Here is a 24,485-nt window from a genome sequence, read left to right as displayed (position 1 = left end):
TAAAGCATGAAAATGATGACGCGCAGTAATACCGTTAGAAATTCAAATTTCGTGAGATATTTATAAGAATAGTTGTAAAACGAGGGATGTGTAGGTTGGCTCAGCCTGCAATCATTAGATATATTAACGTAATATTATCAAGAATGCATGTTTGAACAGGTTAAAAGGATGGCGGCGGTAGTTTTAACCGCCATATAGATAAGGATAATCAGCGCGATATGCTGTTATCTATTTCAGTGATGTAAGCTGGGCTAACACGCCCATGCAAGGCCGGGTTATCACTCTCATCCTTGAGCTGTACCCCAGATAAACCGCGCTGGAAAGATTGCTCTAAAAGCCATGCCAGCTTAAAAGCCGCCTGAGGATAATCCAGCCCTTCTGGTCGGATATTAGAAATACAGTTGCGCTCAGACTCCAAGCGCCGGGTATTTGGCCCCCAAGTCATATAAATCCCTAAGCTATCAGGAGAAGAGAGCCCCGGCCTTTCACCAATCAAAATGACCACCGCCTTGGCTTGCAAGCATTCCCCAGCATCATCACCCAACGCCACTCTGGACTGATGAGCCAATACCACGGGAGCAAGTGATAAACCTAACGTCTGTAAATATGGCAGTAAGACCGCAACCAGAGGAATCGCCTGACGATGCACAGCTTTGGACGATAAGCCATCACCAATCACCAACAAAACGTCAGCTTGCTTATCAGGCCATGCGCACAGTTGCTCGCGGCTTTGTGGCGACAATTTCCGTCCCAGATCCGGACGGCGTAAATAAGTGGAACGCTCCGGCGCTGCACTATTCACCGTGACGGAGGTTAATCCTAAATCAGCCAACTGACTGGCAAGATCTTCACTGATAAAGGGCTGATGTACCGCGTCGCGTGCTTGCGCATGGGCTAAACCAAACTTTAATAATTCGCTAGTCGGCAAACTGGCCCCAGTACGGCCAAGGGCAATACGGGCCGCGGTAAACTGCCGTAAAACCTCCCACGGATTCGGATGTAACAGGTCATTATCAGCACTCATTGAGATACCTCCAACTGTGGTAATTGGGCCAATAATGGATGATTCATCGCGGTATCACGTAAGCGCCCACTGGCATCTATAATATTCATTTTCTCGAGCCACAAACCAAACTCAGGGGCATGTTTCAAGCCGAGCAGTTGACGAATATACAAAGCATCATGAAACGATGTGCTTTGATAATTCAGCATAATGTCATCTGCACCTGGAATTCCCATCATAAAGGTCAAACCCGCCGTTCCCAGCAGAGTCAGTAAGGTATCCATATCATCCTGATCCGCTTCAGCGTGGTTGGTGTAGCAGACATCACAACCTAGCGGAACACCCAGTAGTTTGCCGCAAAAGTGGTCCTCTAAACCGGCACGGATAATCTGTTTCCCGTCATAGAGATATTCTGGCCCGATAAAACCCACCACGGTATTGGTCAATAATGGCGAGAAGCGGCGAGCAATGGCATAGGCACGGGCTTCGCAGGTTTGCTGATCTACACCAAAATGGGCATTACCAGAGAGACAACTGCCTTGCCCGGTTTCGAAATACATTACATTATCGCCCAGCGTGCCGCGTTTGAGACTCAAGGCCGCAAGCTGGGCTTCTTCTATTAAAGCGAGATTGATGCCAAAACCGGCATTGGCGGCTTCGCTGCCAGCAATGGATTGAAAGACCAGATCAACCGGCGCGCCGCGTTCAATCAATTTCAGGGTGTTAGTAACATGGGTTAGCACGCAAGATTGGGTTGGGATCTCAAAGCGGTTGATGACATCGTCCAGCATGTAATTGAGCTTTTCTAACAGCGGCAAACTGTCACTGGCCGGATTGATGCCAATCACTGCATCGCCGCTGCCATACAGTAGGCCATCGAGCATACTGGCCGCAATCCCCTGTAAACTGTCCGTGGGGTGATTCGGTTGCAACCGCACACTTAAATGACCGGGAAGGCCAATAGTGTTGCGGAATCGGGTAATAACACTGCATTTCTTCGCCACCAGAATCAAATCCTGATTGCGCATAATTTTGCTCACCGCCGCCGCCATTTCCGGGGTGATGCCCGCACTCACTTGCGCCAGAATTACACTGTCTGTTTGCTCGCTAAGCAGCCAATCACGAAAATCGCCGACAGTCAGGTGCGCTATTGGGAAAAATGCCTGCGGGGAGTGCGTGTCAATAATCAACCGCGTGACTTCATCCTGCTCATAGGGGATTAGCATTTGCTGTAAAAAGGTTTTTAACGGCAAATCGGCCAGTGTCATGCGAGCAGCCATGCGCTCTTCAGCACTTTCTGCCGCGACGCCCGCCAGATAATCTCCCGAGCGCGCGGGTGAAGCTTTCGCCATTAAATCGCGTAAATCACCAAAGTGATAGCGACGATGACTCAACGTTGTCTGGTACATAACGCGTCCCTTAGTTCAGCAGGCCGCCGAAGCAGCCTGAATATCATGCAATATCATTCAGCACCACTAAGCTGTGGGTCGAATGCCGCTGCTGCGCGCGAACGATGGGTCAGACGGAAGTAAATATAACCGACCGACATCATTCCAGCGAATATCAGCGCCAATAGCGGGTTGTAATAGATCATCGCCACCAAGCAGACCACGGCAAGAACTAATGCCAGTGCTGGAGCAAAGGGATAGAGAGGGGCCGAGAACGGGCGAGTCAATCGTGGCTCGGTTTGTCTTAGTTTAAATAGCGACAACATCGAGATGATATACATCACAATGGCACCAAACACTGACATAGTGACGATATTTGCCGTCAGTGGCATACCACCAATCACGATGAGCGAGTCAGAGAAAATGGCCGCAATCCCTACGACACCACCGGCCAGAATCGCCAGATGCGGGGTACGAAAACGCCGGTTAACTTTCGCCAAAGGTTTAGGTAAATACCCAGCACGGGCCAGCGCAAAAATTTGGCGTGAATATCCCATGATAATGCCGTGGAAAGAAGCAATCAGGCCAAATAACCCAAGCCAGACCAACATATGCAACCAGCCACTATCACTGCCGACAATAATTTTCATGGCTTGTGGCAGTGGGTCATTAATATTGGATAATTTCGTCCAGTCACCGACTCCACCGGCAAATACCATCACACCCAGAGCCAACACCACTAATGTCAGAATGCCGCAGATAAAAGCGCGCGGGATGGTGCGTTGTGGGTCTTTGGCTTCTTCAGCTGCCATTGAAGCCCCTTCAATGGCTAGGAAAAACCAAATAGCAAAGGGAATGGCGGCAAAAATACCTGACATTGAGCTCAGACTGAAAGTATCTGCGCCTGCCCAACCACCTTTAACAAAGTTACTGGCTTCAAAGCCGGGTGCCACCACACCCATAAAGACCAATAATTCAAAAATCGCCAATATCGTCACTAATAATTCAAATGTTGCCGCGATGCTGACACCCAAAATATTCAGTGACATAAACACCAGATAAGCGCCAACAGCAACCCATTTAGGGTCAATTGCCGGAAACTGCACATTGATATAGGCACCAATTGCCATCGCAATTGCCGGTGGTGCAAATACAAACTCAATTAATGTTGCCAGGCCAGCAATAAATCCGCCAGTAGGGCCAAAAGCACGGTGGGCATAAGCAAATGGCCCCCCGGCATGGGGAATAGAAGTGGTTAACTCGGTAAAACTAAAAATAAACGCCGTGTACATGGCCGCCACACCTAATGCCGTAAACAGGAACCCCAGTGTCCCCGCCTGCGCCCAGCCGTAACTCCAGCCAAAATACTCGCCGGAAATAACCAACCCGACGGCAATACCCCATAACTGAAAACTACCTAATGTACGTTTTAACTCCGGAGCCTGTTTCACCTGTGACATACTTTATCCCTGCCATTTGCCAGTAATAGTACGGTCTACGGCTAAAGCAAGGTTTGTACCACATTACGGGGGCCTGCAGATTAACAGCAATGCCCGCACTTTATGTAATGAGAAAGGGTGACAGAGTGAGAGAAAAGCACTGGTTGCGCGCACTTTTTAGAGGCAAATGCACGAAGATGTAGCACTCTGTCACCCCATTGCGAGGTGACAGATAAGTCAGCCGATGTTTACTCCTGCGATCCTTCATCCGCTGGATGTTTGCGCGTTTTTGTCCATTCTCGCAACCGCTGAACATGCAAATAGAGTGCTGGAATAAACAAAATCCCCACGGCAGTGGCCATGAGCATGCCGCCAAATACCGTGATACCAATAATCTGGCGGCTCATCGCCCCGGCACCGCTGGCAAAGACCAGCGGCATCACGCCGAGAATGAATGAAATCGCCGTCATCATGACCGCGCGAAAACGCTGTTTGGCCCCGTCTTGTGCCGCTTGTGCAATACTGGCCCCCTCTTCTCGTCGAGCTTTGGAAAACTCGACGATTAATATCGCATTTTTGGCCGCCAACCCTATCAGCAACACCAACCCGATTTGCGCATAAACATCGTTGGCAAAGCCCATGGCTGATAGCCCGGCCACTGCACCGCCCACAGCAAATACCACCGAAAGAATAACCACCAGCGGGATGCTCCAGCTTTCATACTGGGCCACCAAGAACAGATAGGCAAATACCAGTGCCGCCAGATAAATAAGCACCACCTGCCCGCCCGTTTGCTGCTCCTGCCATGACATGCCACTCCAGCTATAGCTATAACCTTGCGGTAAATTCTGCGCCAATAGTGCCTCCATCGCTGTCATTGCCTGACCAGAACTGGCCCCATCAGCCGCTGAGCCACTAATAGCGACTGAAGGGAACTGGTTGAAATTACTGATAAAAGGAGCGCCAACCGATGGCGTTAATATGACAAGGTTTGCCAAGCTGACCAATGCCCCATTATCGCTACGTACATTCAGACTATTTATCTGTGCGGTGCGTTGTCGGAAATCCATATCATTCTGCAATTGCACCCGGAACATACGGTTATTCAAGGTGAAATCACCGGCATTCATCCCACCAAGTGAGGTTTGTAAGGTCTGGAAAATACGGCTGACCGGCACCTGTAACAATGCGGCGCGATCCCGGTCAATACTCAGATTAACTTCAGGTACTGAGGCACTGAAAGTGGTAAATACTCGGCTGAGTTTAGGGTCCTGATTAGCGGCAAAAATAATCCCCTGACTGACCTGCGCCAGTTCCTGCGGTGATTGCCCCAACAGGGCCTGAATTCGCAAATCAAAACCAGAAGCACTGCCCAAACCGGCAATCGCTGGCGGGTTTACCGCCATAATCATCGCCGAGGGAATAGCCGCCAAATTGGCCTGAATGCTGGCTAGCACCTGATTAATATGAGGACGCTGCCCCCAAGGTTTGAGCATCACAATGGCAAAACCGGCATTGGGTGAGTTATTGCCACTGAGTAAACTAAAGCCAGTGATTTTTATCACGTCCTCAACGGCGTCATTAGCAGTCACCTGCTGATACATCTGGTCCATGACTGTCTGAGTACGATTCAGAGACGCGCCATCCGGCAGTTGTAAACTGACAAAGAAATAACCCTGATCTTCCTCCGGCAAAAATGAAGTCGGCAGGCGGGTATAACCCCACCAGGTTGCCAGCCCCACCAGCAATAGCGCCGCAATGCTAAATACCGCGCGGCTGCTAATACGGCTGGTTAATCCGACATATCCATCACGCGCGCGATCCAAACCACGGTTGATACCACCAAATACGCCGGTATTCGATAACGTGCGCCGCTTAAGCAACACCGCACACAGCGCCGGACTCAGGGTCAGCGCATTAATACTGGATAGAATGACCGCCGCCGACAGTGTGACGGCAAATTGCCGATACAGCTCGCCCACAATGCCCGGCAAAATAGCGATCGGCACAAATACCGCCATCAATACCAGTGTCGTGGCAATAATGGGCCCGGCAATCTGACTCATCGCCTGCCCGGTGGCTTGTGCAGGGGTTAAGCTTGGGTCATTCGATAATAAGCGCTCAACGTTCTCTACCACCACAATCGCATCATCCACCACGATCGTCAGCGCCAAAATAATGGCGAATAAACTGAGGGTATTGGCTGAATAACCAAAGACATAGAGCACTGCAAAGGTACCAAGCAGCGACACAGGAATGGTGAGCGCGACAATAAAGGTCGCCCGCATACTTTGTAAAAACAGATATACCACCGCCAACACCACAATCAGGGTCAATGTCAGGGAGATTGCGATCTCATGCAGCGTAGCGGTTACCGGCAAAGTCGAGTCGTAGTTTATCTCATAAGTCAGATCCGATGGAAAAGAGGCCGATAGTCGGGCCATTTCATCCCGCACCCCATTCGCCACATTTAATGCATTAGCACCGGGTACCGGATAAACCACTAAAAATGCAGATTCAGTCTGGTTTTGTGCCGCACTGACCTGATAGTTCTGTGCCCCTAGCGCCACGCGAGCAACATCACCCAGCCGAATCATCCCGCCCTGCGGATTGCTGCGAATAATGACATTGGCGAACTGTTGTGGGTCGGAAAGCCGCCCCTGCCCACTGATCGTCAGGGTTTGTTGTTGATCAAGCGTCGACGGTGACGAACCAATCTGCCCGGCAGCGGCTTGCACGTTCTGCTGCTGTAATGCAGTAACAATGTCTTGCACGCTGACATTCAGTGACTCCATACGTTGTGGATTCAGCCACACCCGCATGCTGTAATCACGCGCACCAAACACCTGCACATCACCAACACCATTGATACGCGCAATAGCATCACGCAACTGAATGCTTGTGTAGTTACTGACAAACAGAGCGTTATGAGTCTGCTTCGGTGAAAAAACACTCACTCCCAGTAGCAAGTTAGATGCCCGTTTACGGACTGAAATACCATTTTCATTCACTTCAGCCGGCAGTTGAGCACTCACCTGAGAAATCCGGTTTTGCACCTCAACAGCGGCCATATCTGGATCTGTGCCACTGGCAAAAGTAATACTCAGCTGATAGCTGCCGTTATTGCCACTGGTGGATTCCATATACAACATATTACTGACGCCATTCACCTGTGCCTCTAGCGGCGAGGCAATGGCTTGCGCCACATCGCGGGCACTGGCACCGGGATAAACCGCACTGACAGAGACCACTGGCGGCGTGATATCAGGATATTGCTCCACAGGAATAACATGCAGTGAGACCCAACCAACGATGGTGATCACCAGTGCAATGACAATGGCAAACTTGGGACGACGGATAAAGAAATGCAGCATCAGGCCTTCCCCTTAGTTTGCAGTCAGCGGCGTGGCAACACTGGCGCTGACCGTCATTCCTGGCTGGACATGTTGCAGCCCCGACACAATGACGCGCTCGCCGACCTTCAGCCCATCTTTCACTTCATATTGCTGTTCAAATTGCTCACCCAGAGTCACTGGCCGCACTTCAACCTGATCCTTATCCGTCACCACCAGCACAAAATGGCCCTGCTTATTCTGTTGTAACGCCGCGATAGGTATGGCGGTCACTGCTTTGGCGGTTTCTGCCGCCAGCGACACGTTGACCACCCCACCGGGTAGTAACAGATGCTGTGGATTAGCAAAACGGGTGCGAATAGTTACAGTGCCGGTCTGTTTATCGATTTGATTATCAACAGATTCAAAAACGCCGCTTTCCGGATATTGCTTACCATTCGCCAGTTGAATGCGTGGCGTAAAATGTCCAAATGGCGATGCACTGCCCTCTGCGGTGGCAGAATTTGTCGCTGATGAACCCGTTGCCGACAACTGATAGGTGGCCGTAATGTAATCACGTTCATTAACTGCAATTGCCACGCGGATAGGATCGAGCTGCACAATACTGACCAGTGGACCACTGGCGGGGTTGATCAAGCTACCGACATTAAAGCGGCTGTGGCCAATTTGGCCGGTTATTGGTGCGATGATGCGGGTGAAACTGAGTTGCAATTGCTGAATTTGCAGGTTTGCTTGTGCCTGAGCCACCGCCGCACGGCTGATATCTCGCTGTGCCTGCGCTTCATCGACTTCCGCCTGACTAACCGAGCGGTTATTGCCTAAGCGCTGTAAACGAGTGAGCGTCACCTGCGCATGATTAGCACTGGCGGTTGCACTGTCTAATTGTGCCTGCGCCTGAGTCACTGACGCCTGATGTAACGCGGGGTCAATTTCATACAGCAACTCCCCCTGCGTGACCATCTGCCCTTCAGTAAACAGTCTGGCGGCAATAAATCCTTCTGTTCGGGTTGTGACATCCACCGCCTGAATAGCTTCCACCCGCCCTAGATATTGCAACGCACTATCAGGTGTCGCCGAGGTCACCACCGCCACTATCACCGCAGGCAGTGGTGTAGCTGCTATAGAGCTATGTATCCCTATCCCCAATAGCAGGACAAAGGCATATGCAGTCAGAGAATATAGCCGAGTACTTAAGGTTCGCGACACATTAGGGGGCATCCAGTAGCGAACCAATTTCAGTTTAGGCATGGTTATTTTTTCCTTACTCTCGGCGGGTCATGAATCTGGGTAGGGCATCAATAAAGCTTAGCGGGATTAGTCATATTTTGATGTCACTTTAACGTCTTGCGACAAAAATTCCTATTACAGTCTGATGTCTGTACGCTAAGTTTATTTAAAAGGAGACTCGCTGAAAGGCACTGGAATAGAATTCAATACAGACTCTCAGTTTGGCTGAGAAATTAGAGGGAGTGTGGTAAACCGCCCATAGATGCCATTGATTATCTAACACTCCCGCCTACCTTGCTCCATCAGAGTCATGGCTGACTATCATTCCCTGCTATCATTTCCCTAGTTAACTCCTTATTTCAGTTTTATCACAAGAATAGGCTCGTCACATATTGGTCATAACAGAGTAGGCATTGGTTAAATTTATTCCTATTCTTTTATATTCAACGAAAAAACAGCGGAAAAGCATTAAATTACTCTAAGCTAAAATTATAATTAGGCGGAGTTATGTTAGTTTAGATTGCCTCAGAGTCTTCACTTCCTGCTGATTAAACAGGTTTTTCTCTAATACTTAGTATCAGCCCGAACTTTGTAAGTGCTAAGGGAATTCACTATGACAAACTCCACCCCGCAAGAATCACGGGCAAGAGGGGAAAATGTTTTCTTTGCGAAACAGACTTTACAGGCCATGGCCCTGCTCGTTGGGGCGACTATCATTATTGCTGCGGTGGGCATTATCTACATTGCCTCACAATTAAATGAACAAGCGATATCTCAAAGCCGCTTTTTAGTCAATAAAGCATGGGAGATGCGCCAAAATGAGATCAAGGCCAGAATAAAAGATAATGCTTTTTGGGGCGATGCCTATGAGCATTTGCATGTAAAAGTAGACCCTGAATGGGCGTTTATCAGTCAAAATCTGGGGCCATCACTTTATAATGACTTTAATTATGAAGGCGTATTCGTCATTGATGGTCAGGGAAAAACCCGTTATTCCGTTATTAATGGGCAATTGGCACATACGACATTACCGGATTGGCTCAATGCAAGCATTACACCGTTAATTGACACTGCCCGAGCGCGAACAGCAACAGATTATATTGCGACGGAAACAATTGAAGTGGCAGGGCAGCCGGTGATTATTGCTGCAGCAGCATTAACTCCTGGCAGCGATCCACGAGTTAAGCTGGAGCCAGGTGCACCTTCTGTTTTGGTATTCGTTAATTCTCTGACACAAGCCGAGCTTAATGCTTTGGGTGAAGATTTCGGCATTCATCAATTACGCACCCCTCGTGACAAAAAAGATTTCTCTTCCAGCCCTTCTGTGGTGTTAGCTTCCAATGATAACAGTAGCCTGACTTTGCACTGGAACCAGAATATGCCGGGAGGGCAGTTGCTCAATATATTGCTCCCATTACTGGCGCTGGTTGCCCTGATTCTTGGATTAAGTGGCTGGTTGGTTCTACGACGTGCCATGTCAGAGGCGCGAATTGCTGATGAAAACAAAGCCGCCTTAATTGCCAGCGAAGAGCGTTTTCGTCATGTTGCAGAGGCCGCAACCGACTGGTTATGGGAAACCGATGCTGACTTGCGAATTACCTATCTGTCACAGCGATTTTTAACTATTACCGGTCTAAGTGTGGAGCACTGGTTAGGCCGTAATCTTGATTCACTGTTAAATTGTGACATTATTCCGCTGCGCTCCTGGCTGCAATACACACATCTGACTGAGTCTCGTAATGAACTGCAATGTACTTATTTCTCTGCCAAGGGCGATAAACGCATTTGTCGGATTTATGCCAAACCTATTATCAAAGATACCAACACTATCGGTTTTCGTGGCACAGCTTCAGATATCACCCGAGAGATAGAGGCGCAGGAGCGTATTCAACACCTTTCTCTGCACGATGCGCTAACCGGCTTACCCAACCGTCTGCGAATGAAAGAGTTTCTGGAAAATAAACTGCGAAACCTGGCCGCCGCGCCACACCCGCTGGTGATCCTCAATGTCGATTTGGACAAATTCAAGCCAGTCAATGATACCTATGGTCACGTTACCGGTGATCTGGTGCTGCATCAGGTATCTGAGCGCCTAAGAAGCTGTTTGCGTGATCAAGACTTAGTGGCCCGCCAGGGGGGCGATGAATTTATTCTGATTATTACCGGCCTGGCTTCAATCAAAGAAATTGAGCAGCTCTGCGCCCGTGTTATCGCCCGTATCGAAAGCCCTTATGTCATCAATGGCCAAGATATTTATATCGGCGCCAGCATCGGTATTGCTTTGGCACCACAGGACTCAATGCATGCCGAGGAGCTGTTGCGGTTCGCTGATATCGCCATGTATGAAGCTAAAAATAGCGGCCGTAACCAGTGGAGCTTCTACTCCAGTGAAATGAATGAACGCCTGATGCAACGCAGCGAACTGGAGCGATTCTTACGTCAGGCGGTCAAACACAATGAATTCAGCCTTTATTATCAACCGCGCTATCGTATTGAAGGGACACAACTCACCGGAGCTGAAGCTTTAGTTCGCTGGAATCATCCGGTGTTGGGGTTGTTAATGCCGGATCAGTTTATTGCTCTGGCAGAAGAAACCGGGCTTATCACCGCCATTAGCGATTGGACCATGTTGCAGGCCTGCCAAGATGCATCCACATGGCCTCCATCGCTGATTATTTCGGTCAATATTTCTGCCATTGAATTCAGAAGCCAGCGCCTGATCGAGCGAGTACGACAAGTTCTGCTACTGACAGGGCTCCCCAGCCATCGACTAGAGCTAGAGATAACCGAGCGAATAATGATTGAAGATGCTGACGGGGCATTTAAAACCATGATGGCATTGAAAACCCTCGGAGTGCGTTTATCGATGGACGATTTTGGTACTGGATATTCATCACTTAATTATCTGCGCCGCTTCCCGTTCGATGGGCTAAAGATTGATAAGAGTTTTATTGATGAACTGGCGCAATCACATGAGGGGCAGTCAATTGTTGAGGGCATCATTAACCTCGGCCATGCTCTGTCGATGACCGTGACCGCAGAAGGGGTAGAAACCGCAGAGCAGCTTGAGTATCTGCAAACCCTAATGTGTGATGAAGTACAAGGTTACTTGTTAGGCAAACCAATGAAATTAAATGATTTATCTGTACTTATCCGTAATGCACATTATGGCGAATAGAGTGGTATTCAGCCTCTGAGTCAAACACGACCAGAGGCTGAGCGGTTAAGAGCTTTAAGGGTTTCAGTGGCTGCTTGCCCTAAAATTAACTACGTCGTAAACCAAATTATCTATCGTGCTCTTCACATCATCTGCGGTAATCTCTGTACTACTGTTATTGACCGTCTTACCGTAGGCTTTACGCACTACCACTATCACAGGTTTACCCGTATTGGAGTCAATAACCTGTACTTCCAAGAAGAGTGCCGTATTTTGGGTTCGATTACCGGTTACTGCCATTGTTCCGGCAATCACTGCAGATATTGGTATCATTTCATACACTTGAATATCTTTATCTTCAGCTGCCACTGCGGTAATTGCCGCACGGACAATTAATGTATTTGGTTTTTTCGGTGAACTGGCTAACGGTAATTGACGGCTAACAGCCTCTTTGAGTCGTTTATTAGCATAGTCCAAGATGTTATCTAATGTTTTCTGGCTTACTCGCTGAGTCGGTGTTGAACGAGGGTAAAAGACCAGCGGCGTATAATAAACGCCAGTATATTTGGACATATTAAAATCAGGTGAAACCCAACGCAGGATTTTCTGACCGCTGGCTGATTCTGTTTCTTGTAATTTACTGTAGTCAGCTAGAAAACCAGAGAATTGTGCACTGGTTGTGACCTTCGAGGCGCATCCTGCCACTAATATCCCGACGGCAAACAGCGCCGCTATTTTATAACCTTTTAATATAGCCATTGTATTTTCCTATATGTTTATTAGAGAACTAAAAAACAGGAATGCTGAAAAAGACCGGGAAGACAAAACAATGTGAATGCTCACCATCTAAATTCTAAGCTATGGCAAATTATTTGCTGGATATAATTTAAGCCTCCGTAGAGGCTATTAATTAATTTTAATTTGAGTGTAAAGTCTGAGCGGGAACTTAATTAAATCAGGGCGAAACTAAATACCAATAGTTTTCAATTGATAAAGGCCATCAAGAAAAGCCGGAATAAAACTTCCCGGCCCGGCAACTTGCTGTGAGACCACTCCGCCCACCTGCGACATAATTCGGCAAGCTGTCGCGACATGATGTAAACGATCCCCTTCAAGTGCACAGAACGCCGCCACAACCGCAGACAGCGCACAACCGGTGCCAACCACCCGCGTCATCAGTGGGTCACCACCGGGCACGGCGAAATCACGCAGACCATCAGTGATGTAATCCACCTCACCCGTCACCGCAACCACCGTCTTAACCTGCTGTGCTAATTGACGAGCTGCAGGCAGTGCGGCCAATGATGTATCAAGGCTATCGACACCTCGGCCCATCGTTGCCATACCACTCAGCGCCATAATCTCCGATGCATTACCGCGTATAGCGGCCGGTTTAAGCGTCAATAAATGGCGGGAAAAATCGGTGCGATACGTCAGCCCACCGACGGCAACCGGGTCAAGTACCCAAGGAGTGGCCGCTTGGTTAGCCGCAGCAATTGCCGCCAACATGGATTCCGCTTGTGTTCGATGCAAGGTGCCAATATTGATCAGCAAACTGTCAGCCATGGCGCTAAATTGCGCTGCCTCTTCAGGTTCCACGACCATCGCAGGGAAAGCTCCCAGCGCCAGTAATACATTGGCGGTGAAGGACTGTACGACGTCATTAGTTAAGCAGTGAACCAGCGGCGGCGTGGTATAAAATTGCTGTAAACAAACTGCGGCCAATGCATCAGGGAATAAATCTGGTGTACTCGGATGGTCTGGGTGAAGGGTATGCATGTGATCTCCCACCGATCAATAAAACAGAGATGATAAGCAACCTTATGTTATCCCACGAGCTGCCGCAATCAGTGCCTGCCCCAGCGCTAGACCACCATCACCCGCCGGAAGGCGCTGTGGCATCAATAGCCGGAAGTCATGCAATTGATCGCACAGTAACTCACGCAGCAGTTGGTTATGCAACACCCCCCCGGAAAAGGCAATGGTATCCATGCCAAAGTCGTGTGCCGCTTGACGGGCTAACGTGGCAAAGCCGTGTGCCAGCGCGAAATGGAAAGCATAAGCCCGCTCTGCGGGTTCAGCATCATACGCCAGCCACTGCTGCCAGAATGTGGCTAAATCTAGTTGATTACCATGCAACGGTAGCGTAACGGGAGGAACAGTTCTGGTACTTTGCCATGCCAACGCCTCCAACTGGCAAGCTGCCTCACCCTCCCAACTGATGGTATGCGGCACGATATTGAGCGCTGCCGCTACCGCATCAAATAGTCGCCCCGTCGATGAAGCCAGTGGCGCATTGATGCCACGCACAATGGCACGCGCGAGGATCTCGCCTTGCGGTTGCGGAATGGCAGCGGCTTCAGGTAAGTTGTGCCCTCGCGGAACAAAGCGCTGTAACTGCGCCAGAAAATTGCGCCATGGTTGACGAGAAGCTAAATCCCCGCCGGGTAATGCCACTGCTGGCAAGCCACCAATATGTTCACAATTCACATAATCTACACGTAAGCATTCGCCTCCCCACAGCTGACCCTCTGCACCGTATCCCAACCCATCCAGCGCTAGCCCAATCACTGCGCCGCCCTCACGCGGCCAGCCATGTTCTGCCAGACAAGCCGCCAGATGGGCGTGATGATGCAGCACCTCCACGCAAGGAATATTCTGTTGAGCGGCCCAAGCTTTGCCAAACTGATGGCTGACATAACCGGGGTGCGCATCCACTACCACCGTCTGTGGTGTGAAATGATAAATATCGCAAAATAGCGCTAATAACTGCTGCTGTTGCTGTGCAATATCGTTATCAGCCAGATCCCCTAAGTGCTGGCTCAGCACCGCATTGCTGTCACGCAACAGACAAAAGGTATTTTTCATGTCAGCCCCCAGCGCAAGAATTGCCGGTTGCTGGCTAAACCCCGGTGGTAACTCGAAAGCATCAGGCACATAACCTCTGGCTCGGCGCAGCATTTCAGCGCCACTGTCAGTGAAACGCACCAGAGAATCATCAGCCCGCTGCACAATGTCCCTATCGTGCAATAGCCAATGGTCGGCTATATCAGTTAGAGCACTCAGAGCTTGCTCATTACTAAGTGCTGGGGGTTTGCCGCTACCATTGCCGGAGGTCATGACCAGTGGGCGCGCGACTTGTTGCAACAACAAATGTTGCAGCGGATTAGCAGGCAACATCACGCCAATTTCCGGTAACTTTGGCGCAACTGCGGCACTCAGTGGGCTGTTCGGTTGCTTAGCGACTAAAACTATCGGGGCCGCCGGGCTGCGTAATAATCGGAGCAAGGCGTCATTATCGGTGCTCTGCACACAGGTTTTCAGCCAACTGGCATCCGGCAACATAACCGCCAGCGGCTTGGAAGGCCGGTGCTTACGCGCACGTAAGCGGGCTACTGCGGTACTATTGGTGGCATCGACCGCTAGATGAAAGCCTCCCACACCTTTGACAGCAACAATCTCTCCGGCCAATAGCGCCATGGCCGCCTGCTGCACTGCTGCAAAGTCCTGAGCCACTGTCTGGCCGTTTGCATCACTGAGCCACAATTGTGGACCACAATGCGCGCAAGCATTGGGTTGAGCGTGAAAACGGCGGTCAGCCGGGTGATCATATTCGGCCTGACAGGCCGCACACAGCGGAAACTTGCCCATGGCGGTATAGGGCCGGTCATAGGGCATGCGGCGGATAATGGTAAAACGCGGGCCACAGTGGGTGCAGTTGATAAAAGGGTAACGATAGCGGCGGTTGGCGGGGTCATTCATTTCATGCAGGCAAGCATTGCAGGTTGCGGCATCGGGCACGATTTGGGTGTCCATCTGCCCGGCGCCACTATGATGAATCACAAAACCCAGCGGCGGTTGCGCCCAGTGATAAGGCGCGCTGACGATACTATCAATCTGTGCCAGCGGTGGGCAATCTAGCGGCAATGCCTGGAGAAAACCAGCCACTGCTGGCGATTGCCACAAATGAATGGTCACTCCTGCACTGTCGTTACTGACATCACCACACAGACCAAAACGATGGGCAAGTTGCCAGATATAGGGGCGAAAACCGACCCCTTGTACCTTGCCCTTTACCCGCAGGCGAAGACCGTTTTCATCCACAAAAAACTCCTAGCCCCAAGTCTTAAGTACAGCAGCAGTGTTATCCATCCCAAAGTCATGGGCGTGAGCAAGTAAACACCACTGCGGTGTCAAGGACGCAGGGGGATTAGCAAATTCGCGGTAATGGCTCATCCAGTGGTAAATCCAGCCGACGTGAAACACCAAATGCGCCACATAAACGCACTTGCTTGCTCTCGGTGACCTGCCCGATAACAGCGGCGTCCTGACCTAATGGATGACGATGCAACTCAGCCAAAACGGCCTGTTGTGCCTCAGGGGAAACCACCAGTACTAGCTTACCTTCGTTGGCAAAGTTGAGCGCATCCAATCCCAGTAATTCGCAAATCCCGCGTACCGCCGGTTTCAACGGTAAATCGGTTTCATTGATTTCCATGCCACACCCACTGGCGGCAGCGAACTCATGCAGGATAGCAGTGACTCCGCCCCGCGTGGCATCACGTAACGCCCGCACCCCCGCAATGTGGCGCAGTGGTGCAATCAGTGGTGCCAGCAGTGCACAATCACTGCTTAGCTCAGCCTCCAATCCCAAACCTTCACGCAGATTCAGGATAGTCGCGCCATGATCCCCCAAAGTGCCACTGACAATGATCCGATCACCGGCACGGATCATCGCCGTTCCCCACTGGATATCTGCCGGGATCACCCCAATACCGGTGGTATTAATAAAAATCTTATCCGCCGCACCACGCTGAACCACTTTAGTATCGCCAGTGACTATCTGCATACCTGCCTGCTGCGCGGTAGCTGCCATCGACTGCACAATACGTTCAAGTGAGGCGATCGGCAGACCTTCTTCCAGAATAAAGCCGCACGAAAGATAGCGCGGTATCGCACCACTGACCGCCACATCATTGGCCGTGCCGCACACTGCCAATTTGCCAATATCGCCACCGGGGAAAAAGATTGGATCGATAACATAGCTGTCTGTCGATACTGCCAACCGATCACCGAGTGCAGTAAGATCCGCCAACGCAATACGCGCCTGATCCTCCCGCTCATTCAGCGCGGGGTTAGAAAATGCCGCCAAAAACAGTGATTCAATCAAGCTTTGCATGGCCCGCCCACCACTGCCGTGGGCCAGGGTGATCTCTTGGTTATTCATTTATTCTTGCCTGATTTATTTATATTGGTAGTAAGCGGAGCAAGCTCCCTCAGAGGAAACCATCAGCGCCCCAAATGCATTATCTGGCGTGCACTCGCCACCGAATAGTGGGCATTGGCTCGGCTTACAGCGCCCAGTCAGCACATCACCACAGCGGGATCGTGGATCATCTGCCACTCTTTGCTGCTGTGGCTTGAAACGTAGTTCAGCATCAAAAGCCTGATATGCCGGGCTAAGTTGCACACCGGAATCGGCAATTTCGCCCAACCCACGCCACTCGCTGCTAGCTTTAACTATAAACACTTCATCCAGTGCTTGCTGTGCTAATAGGTTGCCACTGTCGGGCACGATGCGCCGATACTGGTTTTCCACGGCACAGCGCCCACTGACCATCTGCTCCAGCAACATCACCAGCCCTTGTAAAATATCCAGTGGCTCAAAGCCGGTGACCACCAGCGGCTTATTAAATTGGTCACAGATAAAGTGGTATGGCGTGGTGCCGATCACCATGCTGACATGGCCAGGAGCCAGAAAACCGTCGATCCGCACATCTGGCTGCTGTAGCAGGCTGCGCAAAGTCGGAATAATAGTAATGTGCTGGCAGAACAGACTAAAATTGGTCAGCCCAAGCCGCTTGGCTTGTTGTAGCGTTAAGGCACTGGCGGGCATGGTCGTTTCAAAACCCAGTCCGAAAAATACCACCTCGCGGGAAGGGTTATTCTGTGCCAGCGTCAGGGCATCCAGTGGTGAGTAAACCACTCTAATATCTGCTCCGCGCCGCTTGGCATCCAGCATTGAACCATTGCGGCCCGGCACTCGCATGGCATCGCCGTAAGTGCAGAAAATCACCTCCGGATGAGCAGCAATCTCCAAACAACTGTCGATACGCCCCATCGGCAGTACACAGACCGGGCAGCCCGGCCCATGAACAAACTCCAGCCCATCAGGTAGCAGTTGATCAAGACCAAATTTAAAGATCGCATGAGTATGACCACCGCACACCTCCATGATCTGCAGCGGCAAACGCTGCTGATTCGGGATCTGTGGCAGTAAGTTTTCAATACGGCCCAGCAATGCTGCCACTAATGCTGGATCACGAAACTCATCAACGTAGCGCATCGCTGGCCCCACTTGCGACATCATCCAGATCCAGCCCAACAGCTTGCATATGCGCTAACGCCGCCAGTGTTTGCTGAGCTTCTTCTTCATCAAGCAGACTCATGGCAAACCCGACATGCACCAAAACCCATTGGCCCAACAAGGCCGCCGGACTTTCATCGCACACTAGCGCAATATTGATTTCGCGTTTCACGCCGTTCACTTCCACCCATGCCAATTGGTGGATATCTTCACCTACCGCCACAATCTTACCGGGTACGCCTAAGCACATCGCTGCGCCTCCAGCCATTCCAGCCACAAGTCCACTCCCTCGCCGCTACTGGCTGAAAGAGCAATAACCTGAATATCGGGGTTCACCTGACGGGCATAATTGATGCACTGCTCAATATCAAAATCCAGATACGGCAACAGATCGATTTTATTGATAATCATCAGGGTGGATGCAGCGAACATATGAGGATATTTCAACGGTTTATCTTCACCCTCAGTGACCGAGAGTACTGCTACTTTGTGGCGTTCACCCAGATCAAAGCTGGCCGGGCAGACCAAGTTACCGACGTTTTCGATAAACAACAGGCTATCATTGGCGAGCCCCAGACGGTGCGCAGCATCATGCACCATCTGCGCATCCAGATGACAGCCTTTGCCAGTGTTAACCTGAATCGCTGGTACGCCGGTTGCGCGAATGCGCTCGGCATCATGGGTGGTTTGCTGATCACCTTCAATCACCGCACAAGGCACTTGCCCGGCCAGCGACTGCAAGGTCGTGGTCAACAAAGTGGTTTTGCCGGAACCGGGGCTAGAAACCAAATTCAGCGCCAAAATATGTTGTTCGACAAAATGCTCACGGTTATGGCTGGCTAAATGATTATTCTTGCTCAGTACATCTTGCTCAATTTGCAATAAACGGCGCTGCCCCATGCCCGGCGCATGGCTACCGGCCTCACCCTGACCATAATGCAGCCCAAGTTTATCGGCATGAACTTGTGGAGCAAAAGGCTCTGCTGCCGGGGCGTCGGTATCCTCAGGTTCGGTACCCGCCATCGGTTCCGGCGCTTTGCCATGATAATGATGATGAACATCACCTTGATGGTAATAATAGTGGTGGTGAACAATGACTGGCTGCGTGCCTTTAGCGACATATTTATTTTTATGTTTATGCTGAATTTTTTGCGGCTGGGCAGCGCTGTCGTGATGATCATGATGATGATCGTGGTGGCCGACATCGTGCTGATGATGGTGGTCGTGATGATCATGGTGGTGGTGCTCATCATGATGATGATTGTCGTCGCCCTCGATCTTTCTCTCGCCGCTGGCGCAACCACAAGTCGTACACATAGGAATTCACTCCTTCAGAATTATTCCACTTCTATCTGTTTTACCTGCAAATTGCTGCCACTCTCTACTTGCAGAGCATGGCTGCCGCAATGCGGGCACCCGGCATCATGCCGTTCAATAGCAACACTGGTGCAGCACTCCCAGCACCAGGCTTTGGCTGGCTGGTAGCTAAGGTGCAATTGGCACCCCTCTGCCAGTGTTTGGCGGCTGGCGGCATCAAAACTAAAACGCAAAGCGCTCTCTTCAATACAAGATAGCGCACCAATTTCCAGCCATACTGCCGTTATCCGTTTGGCGCCGTGCAATTGTGCCTGTTTCTCAATCAGCTCCAATGTGCTGAGGCATAAACTGATTTCATGCATGCGGATTCGTCATTTGAGTAACCTTACTAAATAAGGCTCGTCGCCGTGGATTAGCGGGAGCATCAGCATCCACCACCGGCAGTGAGAGCGCCATGCGCGCGCTCTGTTCTGCCAGTTGCACTGCCTGTTCTGCACCGAGCGCAGTATCCAATGGCGACATCAGCGAGCGGCTCAGATACTGGCCGCAACCAGCAATCTCGCTAACGGTAAAACCGATGGTACCGCAAGGTAGCGCCAGCATCAGGCGCTCTCCTACGGTACGACGTTGCCAGCTTTGCTGTGGCCCCGGTAATACCACCAGACTCAGCATCCATGGAGTCAATAACGCGCCAATCCACTGCTGCTCAAATAGCTGAAATCCACAGGCCCGTAGTGGAATGTGGTCGCGGTAAAATGGCAATTTGCACATTTCATCGGCTGCTATCTGGCTAAACACCTGTTCCAACAATTCTGCCGGATTTTGTGTGTGGCCGGCAATGACATCAGACATGGCTTTCTTCCCGTGCTTTGAGCGTGACTCCGCTGGCGTGGAGTGCCGCGACAATCTGTTCCAGCGCCGGTTCGATGGCTTGTGTGACCGTCTGCGTCAGGCCAATCTTTGGTGCCAGCGATTCGGGCACCACACCCACTAAAGTGAGCTGGCGCGGGAATTCGTCGGTCAATTGCAGCGCCATCAACACATCGCAGAGCCCCAACTGATGCGGTGATACTTTGCGACTAAACATTGCCGGAATCTCTTTATCCCGCAGCACCACCACACTACCCGGTGACTGCCCGGTCAATACCGCATCAGCAACAATCAGATGCTCGCGATTTGCCATCGCTTCCATCAACTCCAAACCGGCAGTGCCGCCATCCAGCACTTCCACTCCCGGTGGAATGTGAAAGCGCTGTTCCAGCGCTTCGACAATTCGCACTCCGACAGCCTCATCACTGAGTAATAAGTTACCTATACCTAATACCAAAATCCCCATCACAGCACCTTGACTTTGGTCACTTCGTTGCCCGTTGTATCAACAATATGTACAGCACAGGACATGCACGGGTCGAATGAGTGAATGGTCCGCACCACCTCCAGTGGTTTGGCAGGGTCGGCAACCGGTGTCCCCACTAGTGCTTGCTCGTAAGGTCCCGGTTCGTCGTTATAGTTACGCGGTCCGGCATTCCAGGTTGATGGCACTACCGCCTGATAATTGGCGATTTTGCCATCCTTGATAACCACCCAGTGCGACAGCATGCCGCGCGGTGCTTCTTCAAAGCCCACGCCACGGATTTCACCCGTCAGAGGAATGTCAGGCTTGATAAAGGTTTCAACATCACCAGTACCAATATTGGTGACCAGTGCCGTCCATTGCTGGGCCAATGTTTCATGCAGTACACAACAATGCACCGCACGACCAATAATGCGGCCCAGTGTTGATGGCAATTGTTCAGCGCGAATGCTCTGCCCACTTAATGTGTGGTAAGCCGCGCCGATGTCATTAAAGTGCTGCTTGGTTGGCCCATGGTCTGCCGCGATACCACACATCAACCAGGCCAGCGGCCCGACTTCCACGGTTTTGCCATAAAATGTCGGCGCTTTTACCCAAGAATATTTGCCATCTTCCTGCCAGCCGGTGTAATTCGGGTTGGTTTTCCCTTCCCAAGGTGCCAGCGGCTCATCGTCCTTGTACCAGGCATGTTTGCCGCTCTCAGCAATCCCTTTGATCAAGTAAGGATCGTTGTGATTAACAATCGGGCGGAAGGTGCCATTTTCCAGATAACCGCCTGGCAGCAGGAAGGTTTCCCCTTTGCGATCGATTGGCAGCTCCGGCACGCTCAGGTAGTAATCAGCCCCTTTGCCCAGATTGAGCCAGTCCGGATAATGGGCGGCGATCACGGCGGTATCCACCTTGTAGACTTGCTCGATAAAGCTACCCAAGCGATCGATAAAGGATTTCACCAGCATCAGGCGTTCCAGATTCAGCACACTCGGCATATCCAGATTAATCGGGTTGGCAACCCCGCCTACCGCCAGATTCTGAATATGCGGCGTTTTGCCGCCCAGTACCGCCACAATGCGGTTGGCATCGCGTTGACACTCCAGCGCTTGCAGGTAATGCGCCACGGCAATCAGATTCACTTCCGGCGGCAATGCCATTGCTGGATGGCCCCAATAACCGTTGGCAAAAATACCTAACTGGCCGCTGGCGACCAAATCCTTGATTTTCTGCTGTACGCGGGCAAACTCTTGCTCACTATTAAGCGACCAACTGGACAACCCTCTTAGCATCTCTGCTGCTTTGCGTGGGGAAGCTTGCAGCGCCGAGGTGATATCCACCCAGTCTAACGCCGACAGTTGATAGAAGTGGACGATATGGTCATGAATGCTGTGTGCGGCCAGAATCAGGTTGCGGATATGCTGAGCATTGACCGGCACTTCCATTCCTAAGGAATTTTCTACTGCGCGCACCGAAGCAATGGCGTGGATGGTGGTGCAGACGCCGCAAATGCGTTGCACAATCATCCAGGCATCGCGCGGATCATTACCTTGTAGAATTTCTTCCATGCCACGCCACATGGTGCCGGAGGACCAAGCCTTAATAACTTTGCCGTCCTCAATTTCGCAGTCGATCCGCAGGTGTCCCTCAATTCGGGTGACGGGATCAATGGTGATGCGTTGGCTCATGCTTTACCTCTGTCTGATTATTCTTATGTAACTGCCCGTGAGCAGGAAGCACCGGCAACAGTCGAATCAATAAAATGTAGGCACAGACCTCAATGGCGACAAAGCCGATAGAGATCAGGATTTCACTGGTGGTTGGGAAATAGTTGTAGCCGCCGCCGGGATTGAAGGCCAGTAGCGAGTAATTCAGCCGCCATAAGGCTCCGCCACCAATCATGCAGAGCGCACCAATAAACAGTAGCCGGCTATCTTGTCTGGCTTTCGGAATGCGGAAAATCAGCAACGGCAAGGCCATCAGGATAATTTCAGCCCAGAAAGCAATGGAATAGCGGTCAAACAACCACAAATAGTCAGTTTTATGGCGCACGATCACTTCACCAAGGCGCAGCGCAATAAACAGCAGCAGGAATACATCAATGATGGTGGTCAATCGCGCGAATAGCGGCGCTTCGTTAGCCCCTCGCCCACGCAATCCGGCCTGAACCAAGGAGCCTTCGAAAATGACAATGGAGAAGCCGAGAATAGCCGCCGTCAGCAAGGAGAACAGCGGCAACATTTCATAGCTTTGCCACAGTGGATGGATCTTGGCACCAGCGGCAATCATCAACGACCCCATTGAGGATTGGTGCATGGTTGGCAGCAATGCGCCCAATGCAATGACAAAAAACATCACTTTGTTGAGGCGTTTAAGCGACACTTTCCAGCCCAGGCGTTCAAACAGTGCTGGGGCAAATTCCACCGCCATAATACCGATGTAAATCGTCATACAGACCGCGGTTTCGAACAGTACCGAGTTAACGTTGAAGTGCCCAGGGATAAAGAAGTAAGGCAGATTCCAGTAACGACCTACGTCGATGGTTATTGATAGGCCACCGAGGGCATAACCAAACAAACTGGCGAGCAGGGCTGGGCGTACCAGTGGGTGATATTCCCCACGGTTAAACACATAAACCGCCCAAGCCAATGCCCAGCCACCGCAAGCCAAACCGGTACCAACCAGCAAGTCAAAGGCAATCCAGATGCCCCACGGGAAGCCGCCATTTAAATCACTGACCGACCCCAGCCCCAGCACTAAACGTTTGACAATCAATAGCGCACATAACACGACAAAAGGCGCTAACAGCATGACTGGCCAACTGACCAGCCGCCCACCCAGTGGGCTGGATTTATGCATCGTCATCTGGACCTTCCTTTTTATCCTGCCTGTCCGACTCGTCATGATGCTTTTTATCTTCATCATGATCAGCGTCTTTGCGCTCAGCACGCGTATTTCTGTGCACCAATGCAGTCACCCCGGCCAATACTGCCAGCGGCAGAATCATGCCTTTGTACAGTGTGTGCTGGACATGCTCAGAGCGCGCGCCCGTCGCCAATTCTGCCAATGGTGGTAAATCAAGCTTCTCGGCCGGAATGCCCGCCAGTACCAGAACCTGGGTACCGCCGCCTTCTTTCTCACCATAAACGTGCTTATCATAGTGAGGAACCGGATGCTCGTAGGTGTCGTTGGCACTGAGAGTTTGGCGTGGGAAACGGTAGTTTTCGCCCGGTGTCAGAGTCAACCGCCGTTGAGCTTCTGACAGCAGTTCCTCGCGAGTACCAAATATCACCGCGCCGGTTGGACAGACTTCAACACAGCCGGGTAACCCGCCTTTATCCAAACGCTCGACCCCTTTCTGGTTGCATAATTCACATTTATGAATCTTGCCAAAGGGGTTGTCGTAATCATATTTCGGCACATTGAACGGACAACCGACCATGCAATAACGGCAACCGGTACAGACATCGGGGTCATAATGAACAATGCCGGTTTTGGCATCTTTACGCAGGGCACTCACTGGGCAGACGGAGACACAATTGGGATCAACGCAGTGCATGCACTGCTTTTTGATATAGGCATAGCCATCTTCCAATTGATCTTTATTCACCCCCGTGCCGCTAGTCCATACCTGAATAATATTGTTGGTAAAGGGGCTGAGTTTGTCGTTCTCTGACCAGACGGCCTCGCCACTGGCGTATATTTCACTATGATTGATCTGCTGACATTTGCTCACACAAGCTTGGCAGCCAACACATAATGTGGAGTCATACAACATCCCCAACGAACCGGGGATCGGTGGCCGATTTTGTACCTCAGCTTTAGTGCTGGGCGACAACCCCGCCAACAGCACACCGCCAGAGGCTAATTTGAAAAAGTGACGTCGATTCAC

At 51.0% G+C, this 24,485-nt stretch carries 19 protein-coding genes; 1 reads left to right on the top strand and 18 read right to left on the bottom strand.

The window, feature by feature from the left end:
- Positions 1-208: 208 nt before the first annotated feature.
- From eutC to DJ58_RS13685, 5 genes are all read right to left on the bottom strand, one after another.
- Entirely contained in the window at positions 209-1,024 is an 816-nt protein-coding gene (gene eutC / locus DJ58_RS13665; RefSeq protein ID WP_032912231.1) for an ethanolamine ammonia-lyase subunit EutC, read from the bottom strand.
- On the bottom strand, positions 1,021-2,412 hold the full coding sequence (locus tag DJ58_RS13670; RefSeq protein WP_004712670.1) for an ethanolamine ammonia-lyase subunit EutB: 1,392 nt from the start codon (positions 2,410-2,412) through the stop codon (positions 1,021-1,023). Before DJ58_RS13670 ends, eutC begins: the two co-directional genes overlap by 4 nt.
- 53 nt (positions 2,413-2,465) lie before the next feature.
- Positions 2,466-3,851, bottom strand: coding sequence for an ethanolamine permease (gene eat, locus DJ58_RS13675; protein ID WP_004712671.1), 1,386 nt, complete (start codon positions 3,849-3,851; stop codon positions 2,466-2,468).
- Positions 3,852-4,078: 227 nt separating this feature from the next.
- A complete protein-coding gene (locus tag DJ58_RS13680; protein ID WP_032913222.1) occupies positions 4,079-7,204 on the bottom strand; it encodes an efflux RND transporter permease subunit in 3,126 nt (1,041 codons plus the stop codon).
- A 12-nt stretch (positions 7,205-7,216) separates the two neighbouring features.
- Complete coding sequence (locus DJ58_RS13685) at positions 7,217-8,401, bottom strand: efflux RND transporter periplasmic adaptor subunit (RefSeq protein WP_086019118.1); 1,185 nt, start codon at positions 8,399-8,401, stop codon at positions 7,217-7,219.
- A 622-nt stretch (positions 8,402-9,023) separates the two neighbouring features.
- On the opposite strand from DJ58_RS13685, the gene DJ58_RS13690 reads away from it, so the two are divergent.
- A complete protein-coding gene (locus tag DJ58_RS13690; RefSeq protein ID WP_004711864.1) occupies positions 9,024-11,588 on the top strand; it encodes a bifunctional diguanylate cyclase/phosphodiesterase in 2,565 nt (854 codons plus the stop codon).
- Positions 11,589-11,651: 63 nt separating this feature from the next.
- Here DJ58_RS13690 and DJ58_RS13695 read toward each other — a convergent pair whose 3' ends face one another.
- From DJ58_RS13695 to hybA, 13 genes are all read right to left on the bottom strand, one after another.
- Entirely contained in the window at positions 11,652-12,326 is a 675-nt protein-coding gene (locus DJ58_RS13695; RefSeq protein WP_004711865.1) for a DUF3313 domain-containing protein, read from the bottom strand.
- Positions 12,327-12,533: 207 nt separating this feature from the next.
- Positions 12,534-13,346: a hydroxyethylthiazole kinase gene (thiM, locus tag DJ58_RS13700; protein WP_004711867.1), complete on the bottom strand. Its 813-nt coding sequence runs from the start codon at positions 13,344-13,346 to the stop codon at positions 12,534-12,536.
- A 42-nt stretch (positions 13,347-13,388) separates the two neighbouring features.
- Positions 13,389-15,671 carry a carbamoyltransferase HypF gene (gene hypF, locus DJ58_RS13705; protein WP_004711868.1) on the bottom strand — a complete coding sequence of 761 codons (2,283 nt, stop codon included), beginning with the start codon at positions 15,669-15,671 and terminating at the stop codon, positions 13,389-13,391.
- Between the two features lie 106 nt (positions 15,672-15,777).
- Entirely contained in the window at positions 15,778-16,794 is a 1,017-nt protein-coding gene (gene hypE, locus DJ58_RS13710; RefSeq protein ID WP_004711871.1) for a hydrogenase expression/formation protein HypE, read from the bottom strand.
- A 15-nt stretch (positions 16,795-16,809) separates the two neighbouring features.
- Positions 16,810-17,913 (bottom strand): hydrogenase formation protein HypD, encoded by a 1,104-nt coding sequence (gene hypD, locus DJ58_RS13715; RefSeq protein ID WP_032911774.1) that lies wholly within the window; start codon positions 17,911-17,913, stop codon positions 16,810-16,812.
- On the bottom strand, positions 17,900-18,184 hold the full coding sequence (hybG, locus tag DJ58_RS13720) for a hydrogenase maturation factor HybG (RefSeq protein WP_032911776.1): 285 nt from the start codon (positions 18,182-18,184) through the stop codon (positions 17,900-17,902). The genes hypD and hybG overlap by 14 nt, the downstream gene beginning before the upstream one ends.
- Positions 18,175-19,251, bottom strand: a complete 1,077-nt coding sequence (gene hypB / locus DJ58_RS13725; RefSeq protein ID WP_004711877.1) for a hydrogenase nickel incorporation protein HypB — start codon at positions 19,249-19,251, stop codon at positions 18,175-18,177. The genes hybG and hypB overlap by 10 nt, the downstream gene beginning before the upstream one ends.
- 20 nt (positions 19,252-19,271) lie before the next feature.
- Entirely contained in the window at positions 19,272-19,613 is a 342-nt protein-coding gene (hypA, locus tag DJ58_RS13730) for a hydrogenase maturation nickel metallochaperone HypA (RefSeq protein ID WP_032911777.1), read from the bottom strand.
- Positions 19,606-20,103: a hydrogenase-2 assembly chaperone gene (gene hybE, locus DJ58_RS13735; protein WP_032911779.1), complete on the bottom strand. Its 498-nt coding sequence runs from the start codon at positions 20,101-20,103 to the stop codon at positions 19,606-19,608. The genes hypA and hybE overlap by 8 nt, the downstream gene beginning before the upstream one ends.
- On the bottom strand, positions 20,096-20,587 hold the full coding sequence (locus DJ58_RS13740) for a HyaD/HybD family hydrogenase maturation endopeptidase (RefSeq protein WP_032911781.1): 492 nt from the start codon (positions 20,585-20,587) through the stop codon (positions 20,096-20,098). The genes hybE and DJ58_RS13740 overlap by 8 nt, the downstream gene beginning before the upstream one ends.
- Positions 20,587-22,281, bottom strand: coding sequence for a hydrogenase 2 large subunit (gene hybC, locus DJ58_RS13745; RefSeq protein WP_032911782.1), 1,695 nt, complete (start codon positions 22,279-22,281; stop codon positions 20,587-20,589). Before hybC ends, DJ58_RS13740 begins: the two co-directional genes overlap by 1 nt.
- Positions 22,259-23,458: a Ni/Fe-hydrogenase cytochrome b subunit gene (gene hybB, locus DJ58_RS13750; RefSeq protein WP_032911784.1), complete on the bottom strand. Its 1,200-nt coding sequence runs from the start codon at positions 23,456-23,458 to the stop codon at positions 22,259-22,261. Before hybB ends, hybC begins: the two co-directional genes overlap by 23 nt.
- Entirely contained in the window at positions 23,445-24,485 is a 1,041-nt protein-coding gene (gene hybA / locus DJ58_RS13755) for a hydrogenase 2 operon protein HybA (protein ID WP_004711886.1), read from the bottom strand. The genes hybB and hybA overlap by 14 nt, the downstream gene beginning before the upstream one ends.

The sequence above is a fragment of the Yersinia frederiksenii ATCC 33641 genome, assembly GCF_000754805.1.
Lineage (GTDB): Bacteria > Pseudomonadota > Gammaproteobacteria > Enterobacterales > Enterobacteriaceae > Yersinia > Yersinia frederiksenii.
The sequence above is the reverse complement of the archived record's forward strand: the minus strand, read 5'-3'. Positions and strand labels throughout refer to the sequence as shown.

Excerpts from the sequence above, each read along its gene's own strand:
- eutC (WP_032912231.1), bottom strand. The coding sequence starts at position 1,024 with ATGAGTGCTGATAATGACCTGTTACATCCGAATCCGTGGGAGGTTTTA.
- DJ58_RS13670 (WP_004712670.1), bottom strand. The coding sequence starts at position 2,412 with ATGTACCAGACAACGTTGAGTCATCGTCGCTATCACTTTGGTGATTTA.
- eat (WP_004712671.1), bottom strand. The coding sequence starts at position 3,851 with ATGTCACAGGTGAAACAGGCTCCGGAGTTAAAACGTACATTAGGTAGT.
- DJ58_RS13680 (WP_032913222.1), bottom strand. The coding sequence starts at position 7,204 with ATGCTGCATTTCTTTATCCGTCGTCCCAAGTTTGCCATTGTCATTGCA.
- DJ58_RS13685 (WP_086019118.1), bottom strand. The coding sequence starts at position 8,401 with ATGCCCCCTAATGTGTCGCGAACCTTAAGTACTCGGCTATATTCTCTG.
- DJ58_RS13690 (WP_004711864.1), top strand. The coding sequence starts at position 9,024 with ATGACAAACTCCACCCCGCAAGAATCACGGGCAAGAGGGGAAAATGTT.
- DJ58_RS13695 (WP_004711865.1), bottom strand. The coding sequence starts at position 12,326 with ATGGCTATATTAAAAGGTTATAAAATAGCGGCGCTGTTTGCCGTCGGG.
- thiM (WP_004711867.1), bottom strand. The coding sequence starts at position 13,346 with ATGCATACCCTTCACCCAGACCATCCGAGTACACCAGATTTATTCCCT.
- hypE (WP_004711871.1), bottom strand. The coding sequence starts at position 16,794 with ATGAATAACCAAGAGATCACCCTGGCCCACGGCAGTGGTGGGCGGGCC.
- hypD (WP_032911774.1), bottom strand. The coding sequence starts at position 17,913 with ATGCGCTACGTTGATGAGTTTCGTGATCCAGCATTAGTGGCAGCATTG.
- hybG (WP_032911776.1), bottom strand. The coding sequence starts at position 18,184 with ATGTGCTTAGGCGTACCCGGTAAGATTGTGGCGGTAGGTGAAGATATC.
- hypB (WP_004711877.1), bottom strand. The coding sequence starts at position 19,251 with ATGTGTACGACTTGTGGTTGCGCCAGCGGCGAGAGAAAGATCGAGGGC.
- hypA (WP_032911777.1), bottom strand. The coding sequence starts at position 19,613 with ATGCATGAAATCAGTTTATGCCTCAGCACATTGGAGCTGATTGAGAAA.
- hybE (WP_032911779.1), bottom strand. The coding sequence starts at position 20,103 with ATGTCTGATGTCATTGCCGGCCACACACAAAATCCGGCAGAATTGTTG.
- DJ58_RS13740 (WP_032911781.1), bottom strand. The coding sequence starts at position 20,587 with ATGGGGATTTTGGTATTAGGTATAGGTAACTTATTACTCAGTGATGAG.
- hybC (WP_032911782.1), bottom strand. The coding sequence starts at position 22,281 with ATGAGCCAACGCATCACCATTGATCCCGTCACCCGAATTGAGGGACAC.
- hybB (WP_032911784.1), bottom strand. The coding sequence starts at position 23,458 with ATGACGATGCATAAATCCAGCCCACTGGGTGGGCGGCTGGTCAGTTGG.